At 38.7% G+C, this 18312-nt stretch carries 18 protein-coding genes; 6 read left to right on the forward strand and 12 right to left on the reverse strand.

Going from position 1 to position 18312, the window contains the following annotated elements:
- Positions 1–17: 17 nt before the first annotated feature.
- From gcvT to Q0948_RS06975, 6 genes are all read right to left on the reverse strand, one after another.
- Positions 18–1109 (reverse strand): glycine cleavage system aminomethyltransferase GcvT, encoded by a 1092-nt coding sequence (gcvT, locus tag Q0948_RS06950; RefSeq protein ID WP_298351315.1) that lies wholly within the window; start codon positions 1107–1109, stop codon positions 18–20.
- Between the two features lie 147 nt (positions 1110–1256).
- Positions 1257–2666 (reverse strand): GDSL-type esterase/lipase family protein, encoded by a 1410-nt coding sequence (locus Q0948_RS06955; RefSeq protein WP_298351312.1) that lies wholly within the window; start codon positions 2664–2666, stop codon positions 1257–1259.
- A gap of 170 nt (positions 2667–2836) precedes the next feature.
- Positions 2837–4138 carry a threonine synthase gene (gene thrC, locus Q0948_RS06960; protein WP_298351309.1) on the reverse strand — a complete coding sequence of 434 codons (1302 nt, stop codon included), beginning with the start codon at positions 4136–4138 and terminating at the stop codon, positions 2837–2839.
- A 211-nt stretch (positions 4139–4349) separates the two neighbouring features.
- On the reverse strand, positions 4350–5141 hold the full coding sequence (locus Q0948_RS06965) for a DUF6503 family protein (protein WP_298351306.1): 792 nt from the start codon (positions 5139–5141) through the stop codon (positions 4350–4352).
- Between the two features lie 61 nt (positions 5142–5202).
- Positions 5203–5403: a helix-turn-helix transcriptional regulator gene (locus Q0948_RS06970; RefSeq protein ID WP_298351303.1), complete on the reverse strand. Its 201-nt coding sequence runs from the start codon at positions 5401–5403 to the stop codon at positions 5203–5205.
- Positions 5396–5854 carry a hypothetical protein gene (locus Q0948_RS06975; protein ID WP_298351300.1) on the reverse strand — a complete coding sequence of 153 codons (459 nt, stop codon included), beginning with the start codon at positions 5852–5854 and terminating at the stop codon, positions 5396–5398. Before Q0948_RS06975 ends, Q0948_RS06970 begins: the two co-directional genes overlap by 8 nt.
- Before the next feature lie 145 nt (positions 5855–5999).
- Between Q0948_RS06975 and Q0948_RS06980 the strand changes: the two genes are divergently transcribed.
- On the forward strand, positions 6000–6785 hold the full coding sequence (locus Q0948_RS06980; protein WP_298351297.1) for a TrmH family RNA methyltransferase: 786 nt from the start codon (positions 6000–6002) through the stop codon (positions 6783–6785).
- An 8-nt stretch (positions 6786–6793) separates the two neighbouring features.
- Here Q0948_RS06980 and Q0948_RS06985 read toward each other — a convergent pair whose 3' ends face one another.
- Entirely contained in the window at positions 6794–7516 is a 723-nt protein-coding gene (locus Q0948_RS06985) for a peptidylprolyl isomerase (protein ID WP_298351294.1), read from the reverse strand.
- Positions 7517–7518: 2 nt separating this feature from the next.
- Here Q0948_RS06985 and Q0948_RS06990 point away from each other — a divergent pair, with 2 nt between their 5' ends.
- Positions 7519–8166, forward strand: coding sequence for a CoA pyrophosphatase (locus Q0948_RS06990; protein ID WP_298351292.1), 648 nt, complete (start codon positions 7519–7521; stop codon positions 8164–8166).
- A gap of 85 nt (positions 8167–8251) precedes the next feature.
- Positions 8252–9055, forward strand: coding sequence for a 1-acyl-sn-glycerol-3-phosphate acyltransferase (locus tag Q0948_RS06995; protein WP_298351289.1), 804 nt, complete (start codon positions 8252–8254; stop codon positions 9053–9055).
- Positions 9056–9175: 120 nt separating this feature from the next.
- On the opposite strand, the gene Q0948_RS07000 is transcribed toward Q0948_RS06995, so the two are convergent.
- The 5 genes from Q0948_RS07000 to Q0948_RS07020 form a co-directional block, all read right to left on the reverse strand.
- Complete coding sequence (locus tag Q0948_RS07000) at positions 9176–9784, reverse strand: hypothetical protein (protein WP_298351286.1); 609 nt, start codon at positions 9782–9784, stop codon at positions 9176–9178.
- Between the two features lie 4 nt (positions 9785–9788).
- Complete coding sequence (locus Q0948_RS07005) at positions 9789–10283, reverse strand: sigma-70 family RNA polymerase sigma factor (RefSeq protein WP_038596653.1); 495 nt, start codon at positions 10281–10283, stop codon at positions 9789–9791.
- A 212-nt stretch (positions 10284–10495) separates the two neighbouring features.
- A complete protein-coding gene (locus tag Q0948_RS07010; RefSeq protein ID WP_298351282.1) occupies positions 10496–13156 on the reverse strand; it encodes a choice-of-anchor I family protein in 2661 nt (886 codons plus the stop codon).
- A 344-nt stretch (positions 13157–13500) separates the two neighbouring features.
- Positions 13501–13914, reverse strand: a complete 414-nt coding sequence (locus tag Q0948_RS07015) for a DUF1801 domain-containing protein (protein WP_298351279.1) — start codon at positions 13912–13914, stop codon at positions 13501–13503.
- An 18-nt stretch (positions 13915–13932) separates the two neighbouring features.
- On the reverse strand, positions 13933–14619 hold the full coding sequence (locus Q0948_RS07020; protein WP_298351276.1) for a DUF1801 domain-containing protein: 687 nt from the start codon (positions 14617–14619) through the stop codon (positions 13933–13935).
- Between the two features lie 32 nt (positions 14620–14651).
- Here Q0948_RS07020 and Q0948_RS07025 point away from each other — a divergent pair, with 32 nt between their 5' ends.
- The 3 genes from Q0948_RS07025 to Q0948_RS07035 all read left to right on the forward strand — a co-directional run bounded on the left by Q0948_RS07025 (position 14652) and on the right by Q0948_RS07035 (position 18165).
- Positions 14652–16817, forward strand: a complete 2166-nt coding sequence (locus tag Q0948_RS07025; protein ID WP_298351273.1) for a TonB-dependent receptor — start codon at positions 14652–14654, stop codon at positions 16815–16817.
- A gap of 52 nt (positions 16818–16869) precedes the next feature.
- The gene (locus Q0948_RS07030) at positions 16870–17244 is read left to right on the forward strand and encodes a hypothetical protein (RefSeq protein WP_298351271.1); all 375 of its coding nucleotides are present in this window, start codon (positions 16870–16872) and stop codon (positions 17242–17244) included.
- Positions 17245–17364: 120 nt separating this feature from the next.
- Positions 17365–18165, forward strand: a complete 801-nt coding sequence (locus tag Q0948_RS07035) for a TIGR00266 family protein (protein ID WP_298351268.1) — start codon at positions 17365–17367, stop codon at positions 18163–18165.
- The last annotated feature ends 147 nt before the right edge of the window (positions 18166–18312 follow it).

The raw sequence follows: 18312 nt of genomic DNA on the forward strand, positions 1-18312 counted from the left end.
TTAATCTTTCGGTTTTTCTATCCTTTATAAAATGGAGTCTTTACAACGGTTGCAGGTACTCTTTTCTTGCGTATCTGTATAAAGATTGCTGAGTCCGCTTTCGCGAAAGCGGTATCTACATACCCCATACCAATACCTTTATCTACAGATGGGCCCATTGTACCAGAGGTAACGTGGCCTATTTTTGTACCTTCTTCTGTAACGATATCATACCCTTGTCTCGGTATACCACGCTCTGTAAGTTCAAAACCTACAAGGCGTTGCTTTAATCCTTCTTCTTTTTGAGCCTTAAGTGCATCGCTGTTTACAAAGTCTTTTGTAAATTTTGTTACCCAGCCTAAACCAGCCTCAAGAGGCGAGGTAGTCTCGTCTATATCGTTACCATATAAACAGTATCCCATCTCTAGGCGCAAGGTATCACGAGCCGCAAGACCTATGGGTTTTATACCCCAGTCTGCACCAGCTTCTAGAACCTTGGTCCATAGTTGCTCTGCCTCTTCATTTTTACAATAGATTTCAAACCCTCCACTACCAGTATAGCCTGTAGCACTTATAATAACGTTTTCAAGTCCAGCAAAAGGTGCTACCTCAAAGGTGTAAAATTTAATACTAGTAAGATCTACTTCTGTAAGGCTTTGCATTGCCTCGATAGCTTTAGGTCCTTGTATAGCCAGTAGCGAGTGCCCTTCTGATATGTTTCTAAGATCTGCATTAAAACCCTTTTCTGCGTTTTGTTTTTCTATCCAAGCCCAGTCTTTATCTATGTTGCTCGCATTTACAACGAGCATATATTGATCTTCTTTTATGCGGTAAACAATGAGGTCATCTACAATACCGCCCGTAGCATTTGGGAAGCAATTGTACTGCGCACCACCTACTTTTATTTTAGAAACATCGTTTGAGCATACCCATTGTAATAGGTCTAGCGCCTTTTCTCCAGAAACAAGAAATTCACCCATATGTGACACGTCAAAAACACCTACACCGTTTCTTACGGTATCGTGCTCTGCATTTACACCCTCATATGATACGGGCATATTATAGCCCGCAAACGGGACCATTTTTGCCCCAAGGGCTTCGTGTACTTTTGTTAAGGCTGTATTTTTCATATAAAATCTACTTCTTTTTGATACACAAATGTAAGGAAAGGTCCTTATTTGATAGATAAATTAAATCTAAATTATCTACGTATATCGAGAGTGATTTTTTAGCCTTATTAACGGGCAATTTTTATGCTTGAGTGTATGTGTCATTTTTTAAAATGCAGAGCTTAGCACTTTTTCCATCACTTCATAACCTGCTTTATTACAATGCACACCATCATAGGTGAGTAATGACTGCATCCCGTTTTGTGCATCTATCATCACACTGTGATAATCTATGTAGGTATGACCATTTTTAAGGGCGTAGTCTTTGAGTAATGTATTGAGTTCTGTGATTTTGTTAGCAGGTTGTAAACCAGTTTTCCAAGGGTAGTCATATACTGGAAGAATAGAACTTAAGACAACATCTATATTATGAACTGTGGCAAGCTCTGCCATCGTAATGATGTTATCATAAATAGTTTGATTTGAGGTAATCCCGGTGTTACCCGCAATATCATTTGTACCTGCGAGGATAACTACTTTTTGTGGTGCTAGGTTGATTACGTCTTTTCTAAAGCGTAGTAGCATCTGTGAGGTGGTCTGGCCACCTACACCACGATTTATGTAATGAGGATTCTCTTCCCAAAACTCTGGACTTGTACTAGACCATCCCTCAGTGATAGAATCTCCCATAAAAACAATACGTTGTGAGTTATTTGTAGTTTTTAACCGTTCATTGTCTTTTTTAAATTTTGTGAGTAGGCTGCTTTCAGAAAACTTGAGCCACTCTGGTGTGCAGTCTTCAGTGATTACCTCTGGTGTGTCAGCTGGATCACCTGTTTCTTTAGTATGTCCATATACCCACGAGAAGAAATCTGGCTCATTAAAAGCATTTGTCCAGCTGTCGTGGTTTACGTTAGGATATAAAGAAAATCTAGGTGTTTGACCGTTTTGCAGCAATGATTCTACCATAAGTTGAGAGTAGATTACTGGCACAACAGCATCTACCTCTCCGTGAAAAATCCATACCGGTGTTTGTTGTGCCCATCTCGCAGTATTTGCAGGATAGCCACCTCCACATATTGCCGTTGCAGCCGCAAAGGTATCTGGCTTGCTGGCGAGTAACTCATATGTACCCATACCTCCCATAGAGAGTCCACCTAGATAGATACGATTATGATCTATATAGGACTCGTCAAGCGTTTCTTCTAGTAAGGCAGTAACCGCTTGCATTGCCCAGGTAGGAGTAGGATTTGCAGGGTACTTAAAGACATTTTGGTTTTCTCCTCGCGTGACCTCAACATCTGCCCAGTAGTCACCTTTAGGACATTGCGGAAATATAACCACAGCAGGGTATTGCTCATTCATCTTCACAAAGAGATCACTGCCGTGTACAAGCTGAGCTTGGTTATCACTACCACGCTCGCCTGCGCCGTGTAAAAATAAATGTAAGGGGTATTTTTTACTCGTATCAAAATTCTCAGGATACAGTATTCTATACGGAAGTTCTTTGCCTTTATAAGCGTAGGTCTTAGCCTCAAAGGCTTTTAGTGCTTCACTAGACACTTGTTGAGCAGACATTTGTAAAGTTATGATACATAGCAAAAGCGATATATAATATTTCATTGCACTGGATTTTTGGTCTATTATCGGGTATAACAACTGTAGAAAGTTACTATTTTTTTGCACGATAATGATGCCGCTACCAGTATGATGAATGAAATAGGGTTATACACGCTTTCGCGAAAGCGTTATTCTAACAGGTAATTTTTAAGTTCTTGATAATCACTTATGGCGAGGGCATCTTTTTGAGCATTCATAAGTTCTTTTATTTGCTCTGGAAGGGCTAGCGGTCCTACTACTGGCTCTACAGCTGGTAAAAATTTTATAGGATGCGCTGTTTCTAAAAAGATACCGTGCGCATCTGGATGGTCTTTAAGGTATTCTTTTAGCCCCAAGTATCCCACAGCACCGTGTGGATCTGCAGTGTAGTTGTGTTCCTTATATATATCAAGCATCGCACCTCTAGTGGCATTATCACAGTATGAATATGATGAAAACTTAGTAGATAAAAGCTGTCTACTATTTTCAAAAAGCTGAAGCACTCTCACAAAGTTGCTAGGGTCACTTACATCCATCGCGTTACTTATGGTAGGTACGGTAGGAGTAGGGCTGTAATGACCCGTTTTCATAAACCTAGGGATAGTGGTATTGCTATTTACAGCAGCTACAAAGTGATGCACGGGCATCCCCATAAGGTGTGCCACCATACCAGCACAAATGTTTCCAAAGTTACCACTAGGTACAGAAAACACAATCTTATCTGCCTTGCCCTGTTTTTTTAATTCTTTATATGCAAATAGATAATACAGTGATTGTGGTAACCACCTAGCAACATTAATACTATTTGCAGAGGTAAGCTGTTTTATACTAGTGATGTCTGTGTCTAAAAATGCTCTTTTTACCATAGCCTGACAGTCGTCAAAGGTGCCGTCTACCTCTAGAGCAGTAATATTTTCTCCTAGCGTGGTGAGCTGTCGCTCCTGCACGTCAGACACTTTACCAGAGGGGTAGAGTATGACTACTTTTATACCGGGTACTTTATAAAAACCTCTTGCCACAGCGCCGCCAGTGTCACCACTGGTAGCCACTAGTACGGTTACTTCTTCTTGCTGGTTTTGCTCTTTAAGAAAATGACCTAAACATCTAGCCATAAAGCGAGCACCCACGTCTTTAAATGCCATTGTAGGCCCGTGAAAGAGTTCAAGCGTACCTATATGGTTTGTTATGGGAACGATAGGAAAGTCAAACGATAATACATCTGCTACAATTTCTCTAAGCGTAGTCTCATCCATCGTGTCACCTACGTACGGTTGCATCACTTGGTAAGCAATCTCTTCTTTAGACAGCTCTTCTATAGTTTCCCAAAACTGCGTAGGTAGTGTAGGTATGCGCTCAGGGAAATACAGTCCTTTATCTGGCGCAATTCCTTTTATAACTGCGGTGTCAAAGGTTACCTGTGGTGCTTTATTATTGAGACTGTAATAGTGCATTATTAAGAGAGTTACTTTATTGTTATAAGGTGTATCATTAAAAAGTAAATCTAATAGGTTTTACGGGATTTTTCACCATTTTACCGGTAAAAGGATAGATGTTAATATAGAATTATAAACTCATTACTAATTGAATAACAGTAGTTTGTGTAAAAAAATAAACGCTATTCATAAAGAATAGCGTTTGAGATTATACTTTGTTATTGCAAGCTTACTCTGCAAATGTTCCGTCTGCAGGTTTTTCAAATAGATTTTTATCTAGTTGAGTAGGTGTAGCTGTGGGTTTTGTAAAGTTCATTGCGTTGCGCATCTCGGTAGGTTGTCCTTCCTCTACATTATACCATTGTAGCTCACTAGGGAGTTGTAATCCATTTACTTCTTGCCACTTGTCATATTTAATGTAGCTGTAACGCTCGCTTGGACCTTCCTTACCATAGGTAACTGTATATGCTAGCCACGCCATTTGGTTTGTACTAGGATCTCTATAGATGATATAATTATCATCAGACGCGTCACCTACACCGTCCTCAAAGCTAATTTTTGTACCAGGGTAATCTACACCATCTTTAGATAGGGCAGGAGCCTCACTATACGTGATACCTTCATCACCTAGTACAAACGGCATTGCATAAAAGTAAAACATAAGATTGTGGTAAAAACGTGCTCTTTCTGGTTTAAAAGCAAGACTATCTTGCTTGAGCCATACTTTTTCTCCGTCAAAACCTAAAGTATATGCTGGTGTCTCGATACGTGTTTTTCTAGATTTTAAATCTACAGTATGTACTTCTTCTATATCACCTTTAGGAAGTGTAAAGCATAAGTTGTTCATTGCATTCCAAGTGTCAATACCTCCGTGCGCTTTAAAAATAGCGGCTATATCTTCTGGATATTCTCTTAGCGGTGTCTCAGCTACAGTTTCTTCTGTAATGGTAGTTTGCTTTGTTTCTGTCTTGCAACTTGCGAGCAGTACGATAGCTGCTAGTACGAGTAGATTGTTTTTCATTTTGAATTAGTTATAATTAGCTTGTTTTGTAGTAAAAATAGGCGATTACTTACAAAGGAGTTTAATCTTCTTCGGTGAGTTTAAAAAAATCGTTTACGGGTTTATTAAAAAGCGCAGATAGTTTTAAAGCAAGTACGGTAGATGGTACGTACCTATTCTTTTCTATTGAGTTTATAGTTTGTCTTGAGACGCCTATTTTTTTTGCGAGATCATCTTGAGTGAGATCTAGTATAGCGCGTTCTACCTTAAGAGAGTTAGTCATTTGCAGTGCTTTTAAAAACGTGAAAAACTAATATCTGGCAAAATAGTAATACCCATAGTACAAAGAAGTCGTTTACCGGTTTTAGTGTTGAGCCACCATCTACTATAGTCTCAGCACCTAGCGTAATAAATGGCATAATAAGCGTTTGTATCACTCCTAGTATAAAAGCAATCATATATGACTTCATACGCATACTCTTGATAAACTCATCTTCAATAGGCTCTTTGGCTAGAGAGACTATAAGTAAACCTATGAGCATCGTGTATTTTACAATCACCACTATTGTTGATTTTAGACTCTCATCTGTGATGATTATGCTAGATGCAAATAGCGATATAAAAGAAACTATAAATAGTACCCAACCCACTTTTTTAAAATGATGTGGTAGTTGAAACTTGCTAACCTTCCCTAGACTCCTGCGCTCGCACGCAATAATTTTCTTTATACTCATACTGATTTTCTTTAAGTAATTATAACTTAACTTTCCAAAATGGAAAGATATTTTATTATAATGTCAAATATACTTTACATTTTGTAATTATCAACTATTTTGAGCAACTATTTATCTAATCTTCAGAATATTCTACATTTGCGCTATGTCAAAATATATTTCTAGTCTTCAAAACCCAACGGTAAAACGTTTACTTCAACTTCAAGAAAAGTCACGCACTCGTAAGAAGGAAGGTGGTTTTATAATAGAAGGTAAACGTGAGATTAAGCTCGCTATCGCTGGCGGCTATACCATTACTGAGGTGTATTATGACGAGCAACTTATAACGCCATCTTCGGTAGAAGAACTTGTGGGGGCCAAGATATCCCTTACGAGCCTAGCAACCGAAGTTTATAAAAAAGTAGCTTACAGAGCAGGTACTGAGGGGGTGATCGCTTTCGCGAAAGCAAAAAAAACCACATTATCAGAATTACAATTACCAGTAAACCCACTCATACTAGTTGCCGAAGCACCAGAAAAACCTGGTAACATAGGCGCACTACTTCGCACAGCAGATGCTGCCGCGGTCGATGCCGTTATTATAGCAAACCCCAAAACAGATTTATATAATCCTAACATCATACGCTCTAGCGTGGGGTGTGTGTTTACAACACAAATTGCTACTGGGAGTACGGAGGAGGTTATCTCTTTCTTGCAAGAAATGGATGTTGCTATATACAGTGCCATATTACAAGAGGCGGTAGACTATGCAACGCAGGCATATACTGGTGGTAGTGCTATTGTAGTAGGTACAGAGGCTACTGGTTTATCTCCAGAGTGGAGAACGGTGGGTACAAATATTAAAATCCCTATGCGTGGTAAAATAGACTCTATGAATGTATCTGTAGCAGCGGGAATATTAATCTTTGAGGCTAGAAGACAGCGCTCATAGAGTAACGATTATTCTATAATCTCAATAGTCATATACACATTTTCTAGTGGCCACTCACTGCCGTCTACTTCTAGTTTATTAATTTCATCTATCACGCTCATACCTTTAGTCACGTGGCCAAAAACGGTGTGATCTCCATCTAGGTGATGTGCACCGCGAGAAGGTTGTACTATAAAAAACTCAAAAGGAGCGGTTGCATTACTTACATTTTGCTCGGTGTACTTAGCAGAAGAAAAAGCCCCTCTAGTATGCGTGTGTGAGGAATTTGCCTCATTAGGAATCAAGTAACTCCCAAAGCTTGACCGGTTGCGCGCAGTACCTTGTGTGTCATTATTACCACCCTGCACAACAAAGTTAGGCGAGACTCTATGAAACTGTGTTGTGTTAAAATAGCCATTCTTTACAAGCATAATAAAATTTGCTCTGTGTAGTGGCGTGTCCTCATAAAGTTGTACCTCAATATTTCCAAAACGAGTCGTAATTCTCACCTTAGTCTCAGGGTTGTTTTCTCCATAGGTAGTAAAGAAATCAATAACATCTTCTTGCCCTTTTATAGTAGGCTCTTTTATAGTGCCCATATCTGGTGAAGGATCTTGTTCATCAAGAGTTTCTATAGGTGTGATGGTATCTTGTATCACAACCTTTTTGGCTACAGATTTACTTTCAGATTTCTTATCTTGACAACTTGTGCTTAGAGCAAAAATTATAATAATCCAGAGAAAGGTGCGCATATATGAAGTTTGAGTCATTTTTAGAATTAGTTTCAAAAATAAGAAAACTACCGCTTCCCGGGCGTGATGTACAGCTTGAGATGGCACCACAAGAGCGGCTTAAAGAGCTTAAGGAAGAAGATATTGCAAAGCACAACCCTAGACAAGCTGGTGTGATGTCCCTTTTTTACCCTAATAATGAGGGGGAGACAGAGCTTATACTCATACTGCGTAAGACCTATAAAGGAGTACATTCTAATCAGGTAGGGTTTCCGGGAGGGAAAGTTGAGCAAGAAGATAGAGACCTCGCACATACCGCCTTGCGTGAGACAGAGGAGGAGGTAGGTGTTGCTCAAGATGCGGTCACACTCGTGCGTGAACTTACTAATATTTATATACCACCCAGTAATTTTTATGTACAATCATTTATAGGCTACGTGCAACATACTCCCGCTTTTAAAGCTCAAGAAACAGAGGTAGAAGATCTCATACCCGTACCACTCTCAGAATTCTTGTCTGATGAGGTTGTAATTACCCAGCGCCTCACTACCTCGTATATGGATGAGGTAGAAGTACCAGCCTATATGTTGCAAGGTCACGTAGTGTGGGGAGCTACTGCAATGATGCTCAGTGAGGTAAGAGCTCTTGTTAAGAAATCTTTAATATTGTAAGGTCTTTTGTATATTTACAGGCTGTTTGTAACCAAGTACGCTTTCGCGAAAGCGCACTCAAACGCACACAACTTTAAACTATTAAATGGGGCTATTCAAAAAAAATCCATTTGGACATATACTATTCTTAAAACGCTGGCTCATTCGTATTGCAGGAGCAATGACACACAGGCGTTACCGCGGCTTTAATGAGCTACAGATAGAAGGTTCAGAGATACTCACAAATTTACCAGATACTAACGTGCTTTTTGTGTCTAACCATCAGACCTACTTTGCAGATGTGGTGTCTATGTTTCACGTATTTAATGCGAGTCTAAGCGGTCGTACAGATTCTATAAAAAATATAGGTTACCTCTGGAGGCCAAAACTTAACTTATACTACGTTGCGGCAGGCGAGACAATGAAGTCTGGTTTACTACCGCGCATACTGGCTTATGCAGGAGCCATTACCGTGAGTCGTACCTGGAGAGAAAAAGGTAAAGAGATAGAACGTCAAGTAAACCTTAAGGATACAGAAAACATAGGTATCGCTCTGGATGATGGCTGGGTAATCACCTTCCCACAAGGAACCACAAAACCGTGGAAACCTATTAGAAAAGGAACGGCGCACATTATTAAAAATTACAAGCCTATTGTAGTGCCTATCGTGATAGATGGTTTTAGAAGAAGTTTTGATAAGAAAGGTTTGCGTATTAAAAAACGTGGCATCTTACAATCTTTTGAGGTAAAAGAACCACTAGAGATAGATTATGAGAACGACTCTGTAGAGAAGATTGTAGAGCAGCTAGAATATGCAATAGAGCAACATCCTTCTTTCTTAAAAGTGATCCCTACAGAAGAGATAGAGGCAGAAGAAGCACTCAATAAGAAAAGACAGTGGGAATACTAGCCTAGTCTAGAAATCCAACTAAAAAAGTAAAGCGATAATACCAGCAGGTATTATCGCTTTTTTTATGGTAAGGCAACAGCTTGACCTATTGCCTTGTATAGAAATTTAAACCCCCTACAGTTAAATTTCTAATTTCTTAAGTTCTCTATAATTTCTATTGAGCTTTCTTAATAATAACCCATAAATAATTCTATAAAGTCCCCATAGTAATCCAAGGGCTATAGTTATTACAATAATAAACTTGAGTGAGAGATACAGTAAATTCTCATCTGCAAGGGCTGGGTTATTTTGTATCATAATTGCATAAGCAATAGTAGAGGCAATCGCTACAAATGCCATACTAAACCAAATGTAGTACTTTACCGTATTACGCGTTTTGATAATATTTTTCATTAATACTTTTGCAGAGTCTGTGGCTTGTATTTTTTTGAAGTTTTTATAAAACCACACGGCAAAAACCACAAGAGCCGTAAGATGCACAACAAGTACGATAGTATCAAAGGTTTGTAACCCAAACTGTTTTTCAAAAGCTTTTGTCTCATTGTCGTTAAAAGCAAATGAGAGTACAATCCAAAAAGCAAATTCTATAAGACTTACAATAAATATAAGCTTCACTATAGAAGAAGACTTCTTAAGGAGCATAGGGTACAAATCTTCCTTTGTGTATTTAGGAAGGGTGTCTTCTTGTTTTTGCCAATCTTTTTTTAGCAATTCTAATTCGTCTACCATATGATTATGGGTTTAATATTTTCTTGAGCTTTTTCTTCACTCTATTCATCTTTACTCTAGCATTTACCTCTGTGATACCTAAGGTTTCTGAGATCTCGCTATAATTTTTATCTTCTAGATATAAAAACACAAGTGCTTTATCTATATCGTTAAGCTCCTTTACAGCACTGTACATTAACTTTAATTGTTGTTCTACCGTATCATCATACTCCTCAGAAGAGATGCGGAACATCACAGAGTCAAAATCTTGTGTTTGTACCGTTCTCTTAGACTTACGATATAAAGTGATGGCAGTATTGAGACCCACTCGGTACATCCAGGTACTGAATTTTGAATCTCCTCTAAACTTAGGGAAGGCACGCCATAACTGTATCGTTATCTCTTGAAAGAGGTCATTGTGCTGGTCGCGATTGTTTGTATACAACCTGCATATTTTGTGCACAATATTCTGGTTCTCCTCCAGTAGGGTAACAAATTTTTCTTCGGTGGTTTTGTCCAATGGTTGGTGGCTTTGTTATCTATAAGTAGGTTATTCTTACAAAGTGTTACACGCTGTTGTAAAAAGTTTTTTTATTTATTGAAGGACAGTGTGTTGGTGTGTGGTTTTCTTTATTACGCTTTCGCGAAAGCGTAATAACACCTGTTTTCTTAAAAAGAAAAAGCTCCTTTACCCAAGATAGGCAAAGGAGCTTTAATAGTAATTGTTTTTACTTAGTTCTTGATAATCTTCTGGCTTGTGCCATCTTCAAAGTTTACAATATAAACACCTGTGGTAAGTGTACTAATGTCTGCCTGTGTTACTTCCTTAGACGATATTAATACTCTACCTAAAATATCTATAAGTGTAAAGCTTGTGTTTTTTGTAAAGTAAAGTGTGTTACCTACGGTAGGGTTAGGGTAAGCCAAAGTTTGGCTAGCTTCTGCATTAAAGTCATCTGTTGTGAGTACATCATTTGCGAGTGTGTACACAGATACTGTAGAGCTTACCTCATTTGCCACAACTATAAGTCCCGTGTTTGTAGCGTTATCTTCTGGCTGTATGTAAACAATTCCTTCTGGAGCAAGATCACCTGCAGGATCTTCGGCATCTGGTGTTACATCGCGATTATTTACATAGGTTTCAAATACCGGTGCCTCTGGATCTGATATATTAAATACAGCTACACCACCTATGCGCTCAAGACCTACAAAGGCATACCAAACGTCATCTATCATTGCAAGGGTTACGGCTTCTGGTTCTGGTCCCTTATCATCAGATCTGTTTTTAAACGCATTTTCATCATCTGTAGCGTTAAAGATGGCTCCGTATACTTCATCTTCAGAAGTTATGCGCTCTAGTAAATCTCCACTGTCATAAACAATAGCACCTGTCTCTGCATTAAGAATAGCAAAAGAACGTCCACCATAAGAGTAAATCTGGTCTATATCTCCATCACCATCTATATCACCAGTAGCGCTTGTTGTTTTAAGTCTTCCCAGTGTTTCATTTTGTTGTAAGATACTTGCATTAGGATATGCAGTAGGATCAAGGTCAAGATCTTTTACACGCTCTTCTTCACTGTAGCCGTCATAATCTCTTGAGTCACCTTCATTTGCAATTACAAGGTATTGTGTGCCATCTACAGTATAGTTTGCAATAGCATCTGGTTGATACATTCCTAAAGTTTGCCAAGTAGACATAAAGACAAAGTCTAAGCTGTTTGAAGCATCTATAGCATTTTCTGGTAATTGGTGATCTTTATATCCATAAGGTATTATAGATGTGATTGTTGCAGCAGTGATATCTACTACCGCATATGCGTTGTTTTCTTGAAGTGATACATAAGCAGTAGCACCGTCGTCACTTACAGTAATATATTCTGGCTCTAAGTCTTGTGATACAGTTGCTCCTGGACCATAGATACGAACCCCAGCATCTGTAAGTTCTGTAAGTTGTGAATCAAAACTTGTAAAAGAAAGCGAAGTCACGTCATCTTGTACCACAGCCGCAGCGCCAGCTGCAAGGTCTATAATTGATACTGATCCTTCTGGGTCTACTGTATAATCTGCATTAGGCTCTCCTTCATTTGCTACGAGTACTTTTGATCCATCTGGAGTAAAGGTTAACATATCTGGTAAAGACCCTACCATTACATTTGATAAAACTGTACCGTCTGTATCCATAAATACAACTTGGCCATTACTTTGGTCTTCTGCACGTACAGCTACCGCTACAACACCATCATATGAAGATACGCTTGTTACCTCACTACCGTACGTGTCTAAAACAATAGAGTTTAGTACAGTAAGAGCAGTAGGGTCTGTAAAGTCTAAAATCTCTACAGCAGCATCACCAGCATTTGATACAAACAGTCTGCTTGATCCAGCGTCAAATGTTATAATCTCAGCTCCGTTTACTTCTATGTTATTTGAGAATACCATACCTAGGGTATTTGTTGCTGTAGGGGCGTGAGCCTCATCATCTACTACATATATTGCGTGTGATACTGTCTCACCCCCTGTAGCTCCTGTAATATCTGTAAGACTTAATGATACATAATAGTCTATAGAAAGGTCCTCATTATCTACAGGTGTAAAAGTTACTTGCTGTGTGGTAGCCTCACCTGTTACAAAGTTTACAGCATTATCTACTGTAAATGATTCATTCTCATCATTTGTATAACTTACTTCTACTACAGCACTTACGGTTGCAGACTCAGATATTGTAACTTCTAGTGTTACCGCACCTTCGTTTTCTGTAAGTTGTGTTTTTTCTTCTGTAAAAGTAATAGTAGGTAAAGTGGTTGTAGCAGCTTCATAAGTAGCTATTGGCCACGCGTTTGTTGCTGTTGCTTGTGTAGCCATATTATCATCATCATTTTCATTAGGCCCGCTAAAGCTCCAGTTTGCAATTACAAAAGTACTTCCATCTGGTCCTGTTTCATTTACTCTAGAAGCCCATCCATCTAGATATTCCCAAGCTTCTCCGTTTCCATCTACGTTTATATCACCAAAGGTGTCAATAACCGCATCATTCATAAAAAGCTCTACGGCATCATCTCCATTTATACCAGCAGCACCATTTACATAATCTGGATCAAAACCAAAGAACGTATTAAAGTTAGGTTGCTCAGACGCGATGTAAATAAAATCTCCGGCAGCTGCGCTTCCTTCTAGGCTAAGCTCAACACCATCTGTACCGCCTCCATTATTTGCAGAGCCAACACCATATATAGATAGGTCAGAAATGTCATTAAGTACATAAAGCTCTATAGCTTTAGGAGTTCCTCCAGATAGAGGCCCGTCATATACGCCCGTAATGATGAGGTCTTGAGCTTGTATACTACAGCTCAATAAGAATGTAAAAAGTAATAAAAAGTAATGTTGTTTCATCTGTGTGATTTTTGTGGTTGATTAATCCCTTAAAAGTAGAAATCTACCCACTAGATGATGAGATGTAAACGTTAGTAAACCTTTACATTTTGAGAAGTTTATCGCATATTTTACGTCTATAAAACCCTATGATAACTTAAAATTAAAACAAGGTTATTCGAGACTATGAAGGCTATTATATTCTGAATTATAAATAATTACGCTTTCGCGAAAGCGTAACCACATCAAACAAAAAAAATCCGTTGCCCTTTCAAACAACGAATCTTTTATGCAATCCTGAATTATAACGGGATAAAAGTATATCTAGAGCGTTACTCAATTGCAATGTTAAGGTTAAGAATGTATTAATACTTGGCCCTCATATAGGTAATCGCTCGTTCTATAATCTGTTTAAGTATGTCCAGATCTACATCTGCTAGTTTATTTATATACAGGCAGGCTTTACTCGTTTTATGTTTACCTAATGCCGGCAGAAGGTCATCTATAACACTAAAACCTGGCATAATATATATGCTCAAATTTTGCTTGCGAGGAGAAAACCCCACCATAGGCCAGTGTGCTTTTCTTCCAGAGGCATACACCATCTCATACTCATCATACCCTACAATACTATCTCCCCACATTACCGGCTTCTTTCCGGTTACGGTTTCCATAAGCTTAAGTAAGTAAAGACTGTCTCCTTTGCGAGTGGTATGTGCAAGAGCATTTATAAAGTCTACTGGAGACTGGTCATTTTTTTTGGTTTTTACGTCAGACACGGTGTAGGTAATTTTAAATTAGTTTTTCTTCCAGAGTGCATCTATTCCTTTACCTTCAAGTATAAATGGGATACAGCGATCTAGTCTCTTGCGCTTTGTGGCCTCTTGCTTTGCCTCATTTATATAATCTGCATAGGCGCGTTGTTTCGCTTTTGTGAGTGCAGTAAAATGTAGTTTAAGCTGTGCATCGTTATAGAGTTCATTTTTAAGCATTGTAGGCAATAGCACTTTCTTTACAGAGCGCACCACAGGCATTTTTTTACCATCTCGAGCATTTTGTATAGCCTCATCTACATAAGATGTAATGAGTTTTTCATCTATAATATCATCTTCTGTAAAGTGTAAGTGGCGCATTGCCTTGGTTTTTCCTTCTTGTGCATTACGCAGTATCTTACCAGCATCTGTAAGATAGACACCTTGATAAAACCATAAGCCATAGTGCTGCTTAAAAGAAGCAACACCTACTACATTATCATTATTAATGGTGTACACTGGCATTCCCCATTTTACATCTTCTACCAGATCTGTACTCTTGAGAAGCCCTCTTATTTTCTTTAAACTCGCTAGCCAAGGCACTTCTTGATTATAAAAATTATTCAGCTTTTCATCTTTAGTCATAACCTCAATGTACAAAATATTACAATTGAGTTGCAGATTATGACGGTTGGGAGTATTACGCTTTCGCGAAAGCGGGATTCCCTTCATATTTGTCCCACAATCAATCTAACGAACCACTTATGAAACCTCTTTTATCACTCTTACTCATTTTATCAAGTTATTTTCTCACTGCCCAAACCACCGTTTCTGGCGTAGTGACAGATCCCAAAGGCGTGCCAATAGAAGGTGCAAATGTATTTCTGGACGGTACTTATGACGGTGCAAGCACAGACGCAAGAGGCATATTTTCTTTTACGACTACAGAGACTGGAGAGCAGCTACTTAAAGTCACCTTCTTATCATACGAGCCTTATGAGATTTTTATGAATGTAAGCACTTTTAAAAACCTTAATATTAAACTACGAGAAGATATAAACTCACTAGAAACGGTTGTACTCTCTGCAGGTACTTTTGAGGCAAGTGATAACAGTAAAGTATCTGTTTTAAAACCACTAGATGTGGTTACCACAGCAAGTGCGCTAGGTGATTTTGTAGGTGCTTTACAAACCTTACCAGGTACCACCACAGTGGCCGAAGATGGTAGACTCTTTGTGCGTGGTGGAGATGCTGGAGAGACTCAAATTTTTATAGATGGCATACGCGTTTTTACACCCTATACACCTACGGCAAACAATACACCTACAAGAGGCAGGTATAGCCCATTTCTTTTTGACGGGATCACATTTTCTACCGGAGGATATTCTGCCGAATATGGGGAAGCCCTGTCTAGTGTTTTATTACTTAACACGGTAGATGAGCCAGATCAAAACAAAACAGACATCTCTATAATGTCTGTAGGGGCAGGGCTAGGTCTTACTAGAAAATTTGAAAAAAGTTCGCTCAGTTTGAGCACCTCATACATCAATCTGGCGCCTTATGTCGCGTTATTTTCTAATCGTAATAACTTTAACAAACCCTTTCAAGCACTGGCGGGAGAGGCTGTATATAGATATAGAACTACAGATGGACTTTTTAAACTCTATGCCGCTGGAGATCGCACTAGCTTTGATATCACACAAGAGGATATAAACAACCCAGAAGGATTTAATCTAGGGCTTACTAACAGTAATGTATATGTAAACTCATCATACACGGGTATGCTTAATGATACGTGGAGTATACAAACAGGAGGTAGTTATACGCTTGCGCGAAATGAAGCCAACATACAATCTACAACCCAGGTTCTAGACACAGAAAACAGTGCACACCTCAAGCTCAAACTAAAGAAAAGGTTTTCAAATAGATTTAAACTCTCCTTTGGCGCCGAACAGTTTATCACAGATTTTGATGAAGATGTCACCGTTGCGGTTAATGACAATATGTTTACTGCAAACTATGATTTTAAAAGTAACATCACAGCCGCCTTTGCCGAAAGTGATATTATCTTCTCCAGAGACTTTGCTATAAAACTAGGAGCGAGAGCGAGTTATACAGACTATATGAAAGATGTTACATTTTCGCCTCGAGCGAGTATAGCCTATAAGACAGGAGCAAAGAGTCAACTATCGCTAGCATATGGTGACTTTTATCAAAATCCGCTTAATGACTTTTTGAAGTTTAGTCAAGATTTTGAAGCTCAAAAAACTACACACTACATTGCAAACTATCAATACAGTGATAACGGTCGTATTTTTAGAGCAGAGGCTTATAGAAAGTCGTATAGTGATTTAATCACTTCTACAACAGAGTTTGCTAGCCCAGAGAGTGTTTTTACAAACGAGGGGAGCGGCTATGCACAAGGTGTAGACGTATTTTGGAGAGATAATACCAGTATTAAAAATATGGATTACTGGGTGAGCTATTCTTATCTAGATTCTGAGAGAAAATATCTCAACTATCCCGAGCAGGCGAGGCCTACTTTTGCTAGTCCTCATAGTGTCTCTATTGTGGCAAAGTATTTTGTAGAAGACTGGAAATCACAAATAGGGATGAGTTTTCAGCACAGTTCTGGTAGAACCTATACAGACCGAAACACCCCAGGTTTTTTACAGGCAAATACAAAGTCTTTTAATGACTTGAGTGTAAACTGGGCCTATCTTTTATCACAACAAAAGATATTATACTTCTCTATCAATAACGTGCTAGGTTTAAGAAACATAAATGGCTACCAGTATGCAGATACCCCAGACACAGCAGGAATGTTTAATAGGCGAGCGCTTAGGCCAGCAACAGATCAGTTTTTCTTTGTAGGTTTCTTCTGGACCATAAGTGATGATAAAAGTAGTAACCAGCTTGATAATTTATAAAACGCAAACTTTTTATAAATTAAGTATCTTAGTAAAAAAAAATGTAACTATTATGAAATACCTACTTTTTGTCTTTTGCTTTGTAACTTTAATTGCTTGCGGAGGTGATGATGATCAAGACACGCAGGATCCAGTGGCAGACTGTACTACAGAGATTCTACCTACTTTTAGTATAACCATACGTGATGCTAGTACTAATGCCTTGCTAGAAGATGTATCCATAACCGTTATGGACCAGACTTTTACAGCAGTATTAACAGAAGTTTCTCCAGGTGTTTATGAAGGCCCAGATGAGCGAGATGGTAGCTATACAATTAGAATAGAAAAAGAAGATTACCAGACGATAATTACAGCACAAATTACTCCACAAGAAGATGAGTGTGGTCTAGTAACTGAGGTGTTAAGTTATGAGCTAGAAGAATTATAAAACGTAAGATATATTTATATATAACAAGGCCTACAACAGTGTTGTAGGCTTTTTTTTATGCGAGTTTTGTAACATAGCTTTCTATATTACTACCTATAGTCACAATCAAAAACTTTAAAAATGAACGCACACGAAATAGATTATGAAATCTTCGGCGAGGAGATGCAGTATGTTGAGGTAGAGCTAGATCCTCAAGAAGGAGTCATAGCAGAAGCAGGAAGCTTTATGATGATGGAGGAAGGGATTCGTATGGAAACTATTTTTGGCGATGGCTCTGCAAAGGATACGGGGGTAATGGGTAAGATCTTTGGGGCAGGAAAGCGACTCCTTACTGGAGAAAGCCTGTTTATGACTGCATTTTATAATGATGTTGTGGGTAAAAAGAAAGTAAGCTTTGCTTCTCCATATCCCGGTAAAATCATTCCGATAGATTTAGGAGCGATAGGAGGGAAGTTTGTGTGTCAAAAAGATGCATTTCTTTGTGCTGCAAAAGGCGTATCTGTCGGGATAGAATTTTCGCGTAAGCTAGGTAGAGGGCTTTTTGGAGGAGAAGGTTTTATTATGCAGCGCCTAGAGGGCGATGGCATCGCGTTTGTGCACGCAGGCGGTACAATGCTTAAAAAAGAACTTGCTCCCGGTGAGCGCCTCAAAGTAGATACAGGTTGTATTATAGGCTTTGATAGCTCCGTAAACTATGATATAGAGTTTGTAGGAGGTATTAAAAACACCATTTTTGGTGGTGAAGGATTGTTTTTTGCAACCCTAACAGGTCCAGGAACGGTTTACATACAGTCCTTACCTTTTAGTCGTCTGGCAAATCGCGTACTAGCAATGGCTCCAAAAACTGGAGGAAATAAAAGAGGCGAAGGTTCTATACTAGGAGGACTTGGAGATTTACTAGATGGAGATAATAGATTTTAGATAATTAACTATTTTTTAAGAAGTTATAACGCCGTTTGTTAACACTTTTGTGATCATTATGTAGTATATTTATAGAATGGAATTCAAAAAAACCAGCCTATTGTTATAAAACTACCTTTAAAAGTCTAACCTATAAAAACCTTCGAA

It is taken from the genome of uncultured Dokdonia sp. (assembly GCF_947496725.1).
Taxonomy (GTDB): Bacteria; Bacteroidota; Bacteroidia; order Flavobacteriales; family Flavobacteriaceae; genus Dokdonia.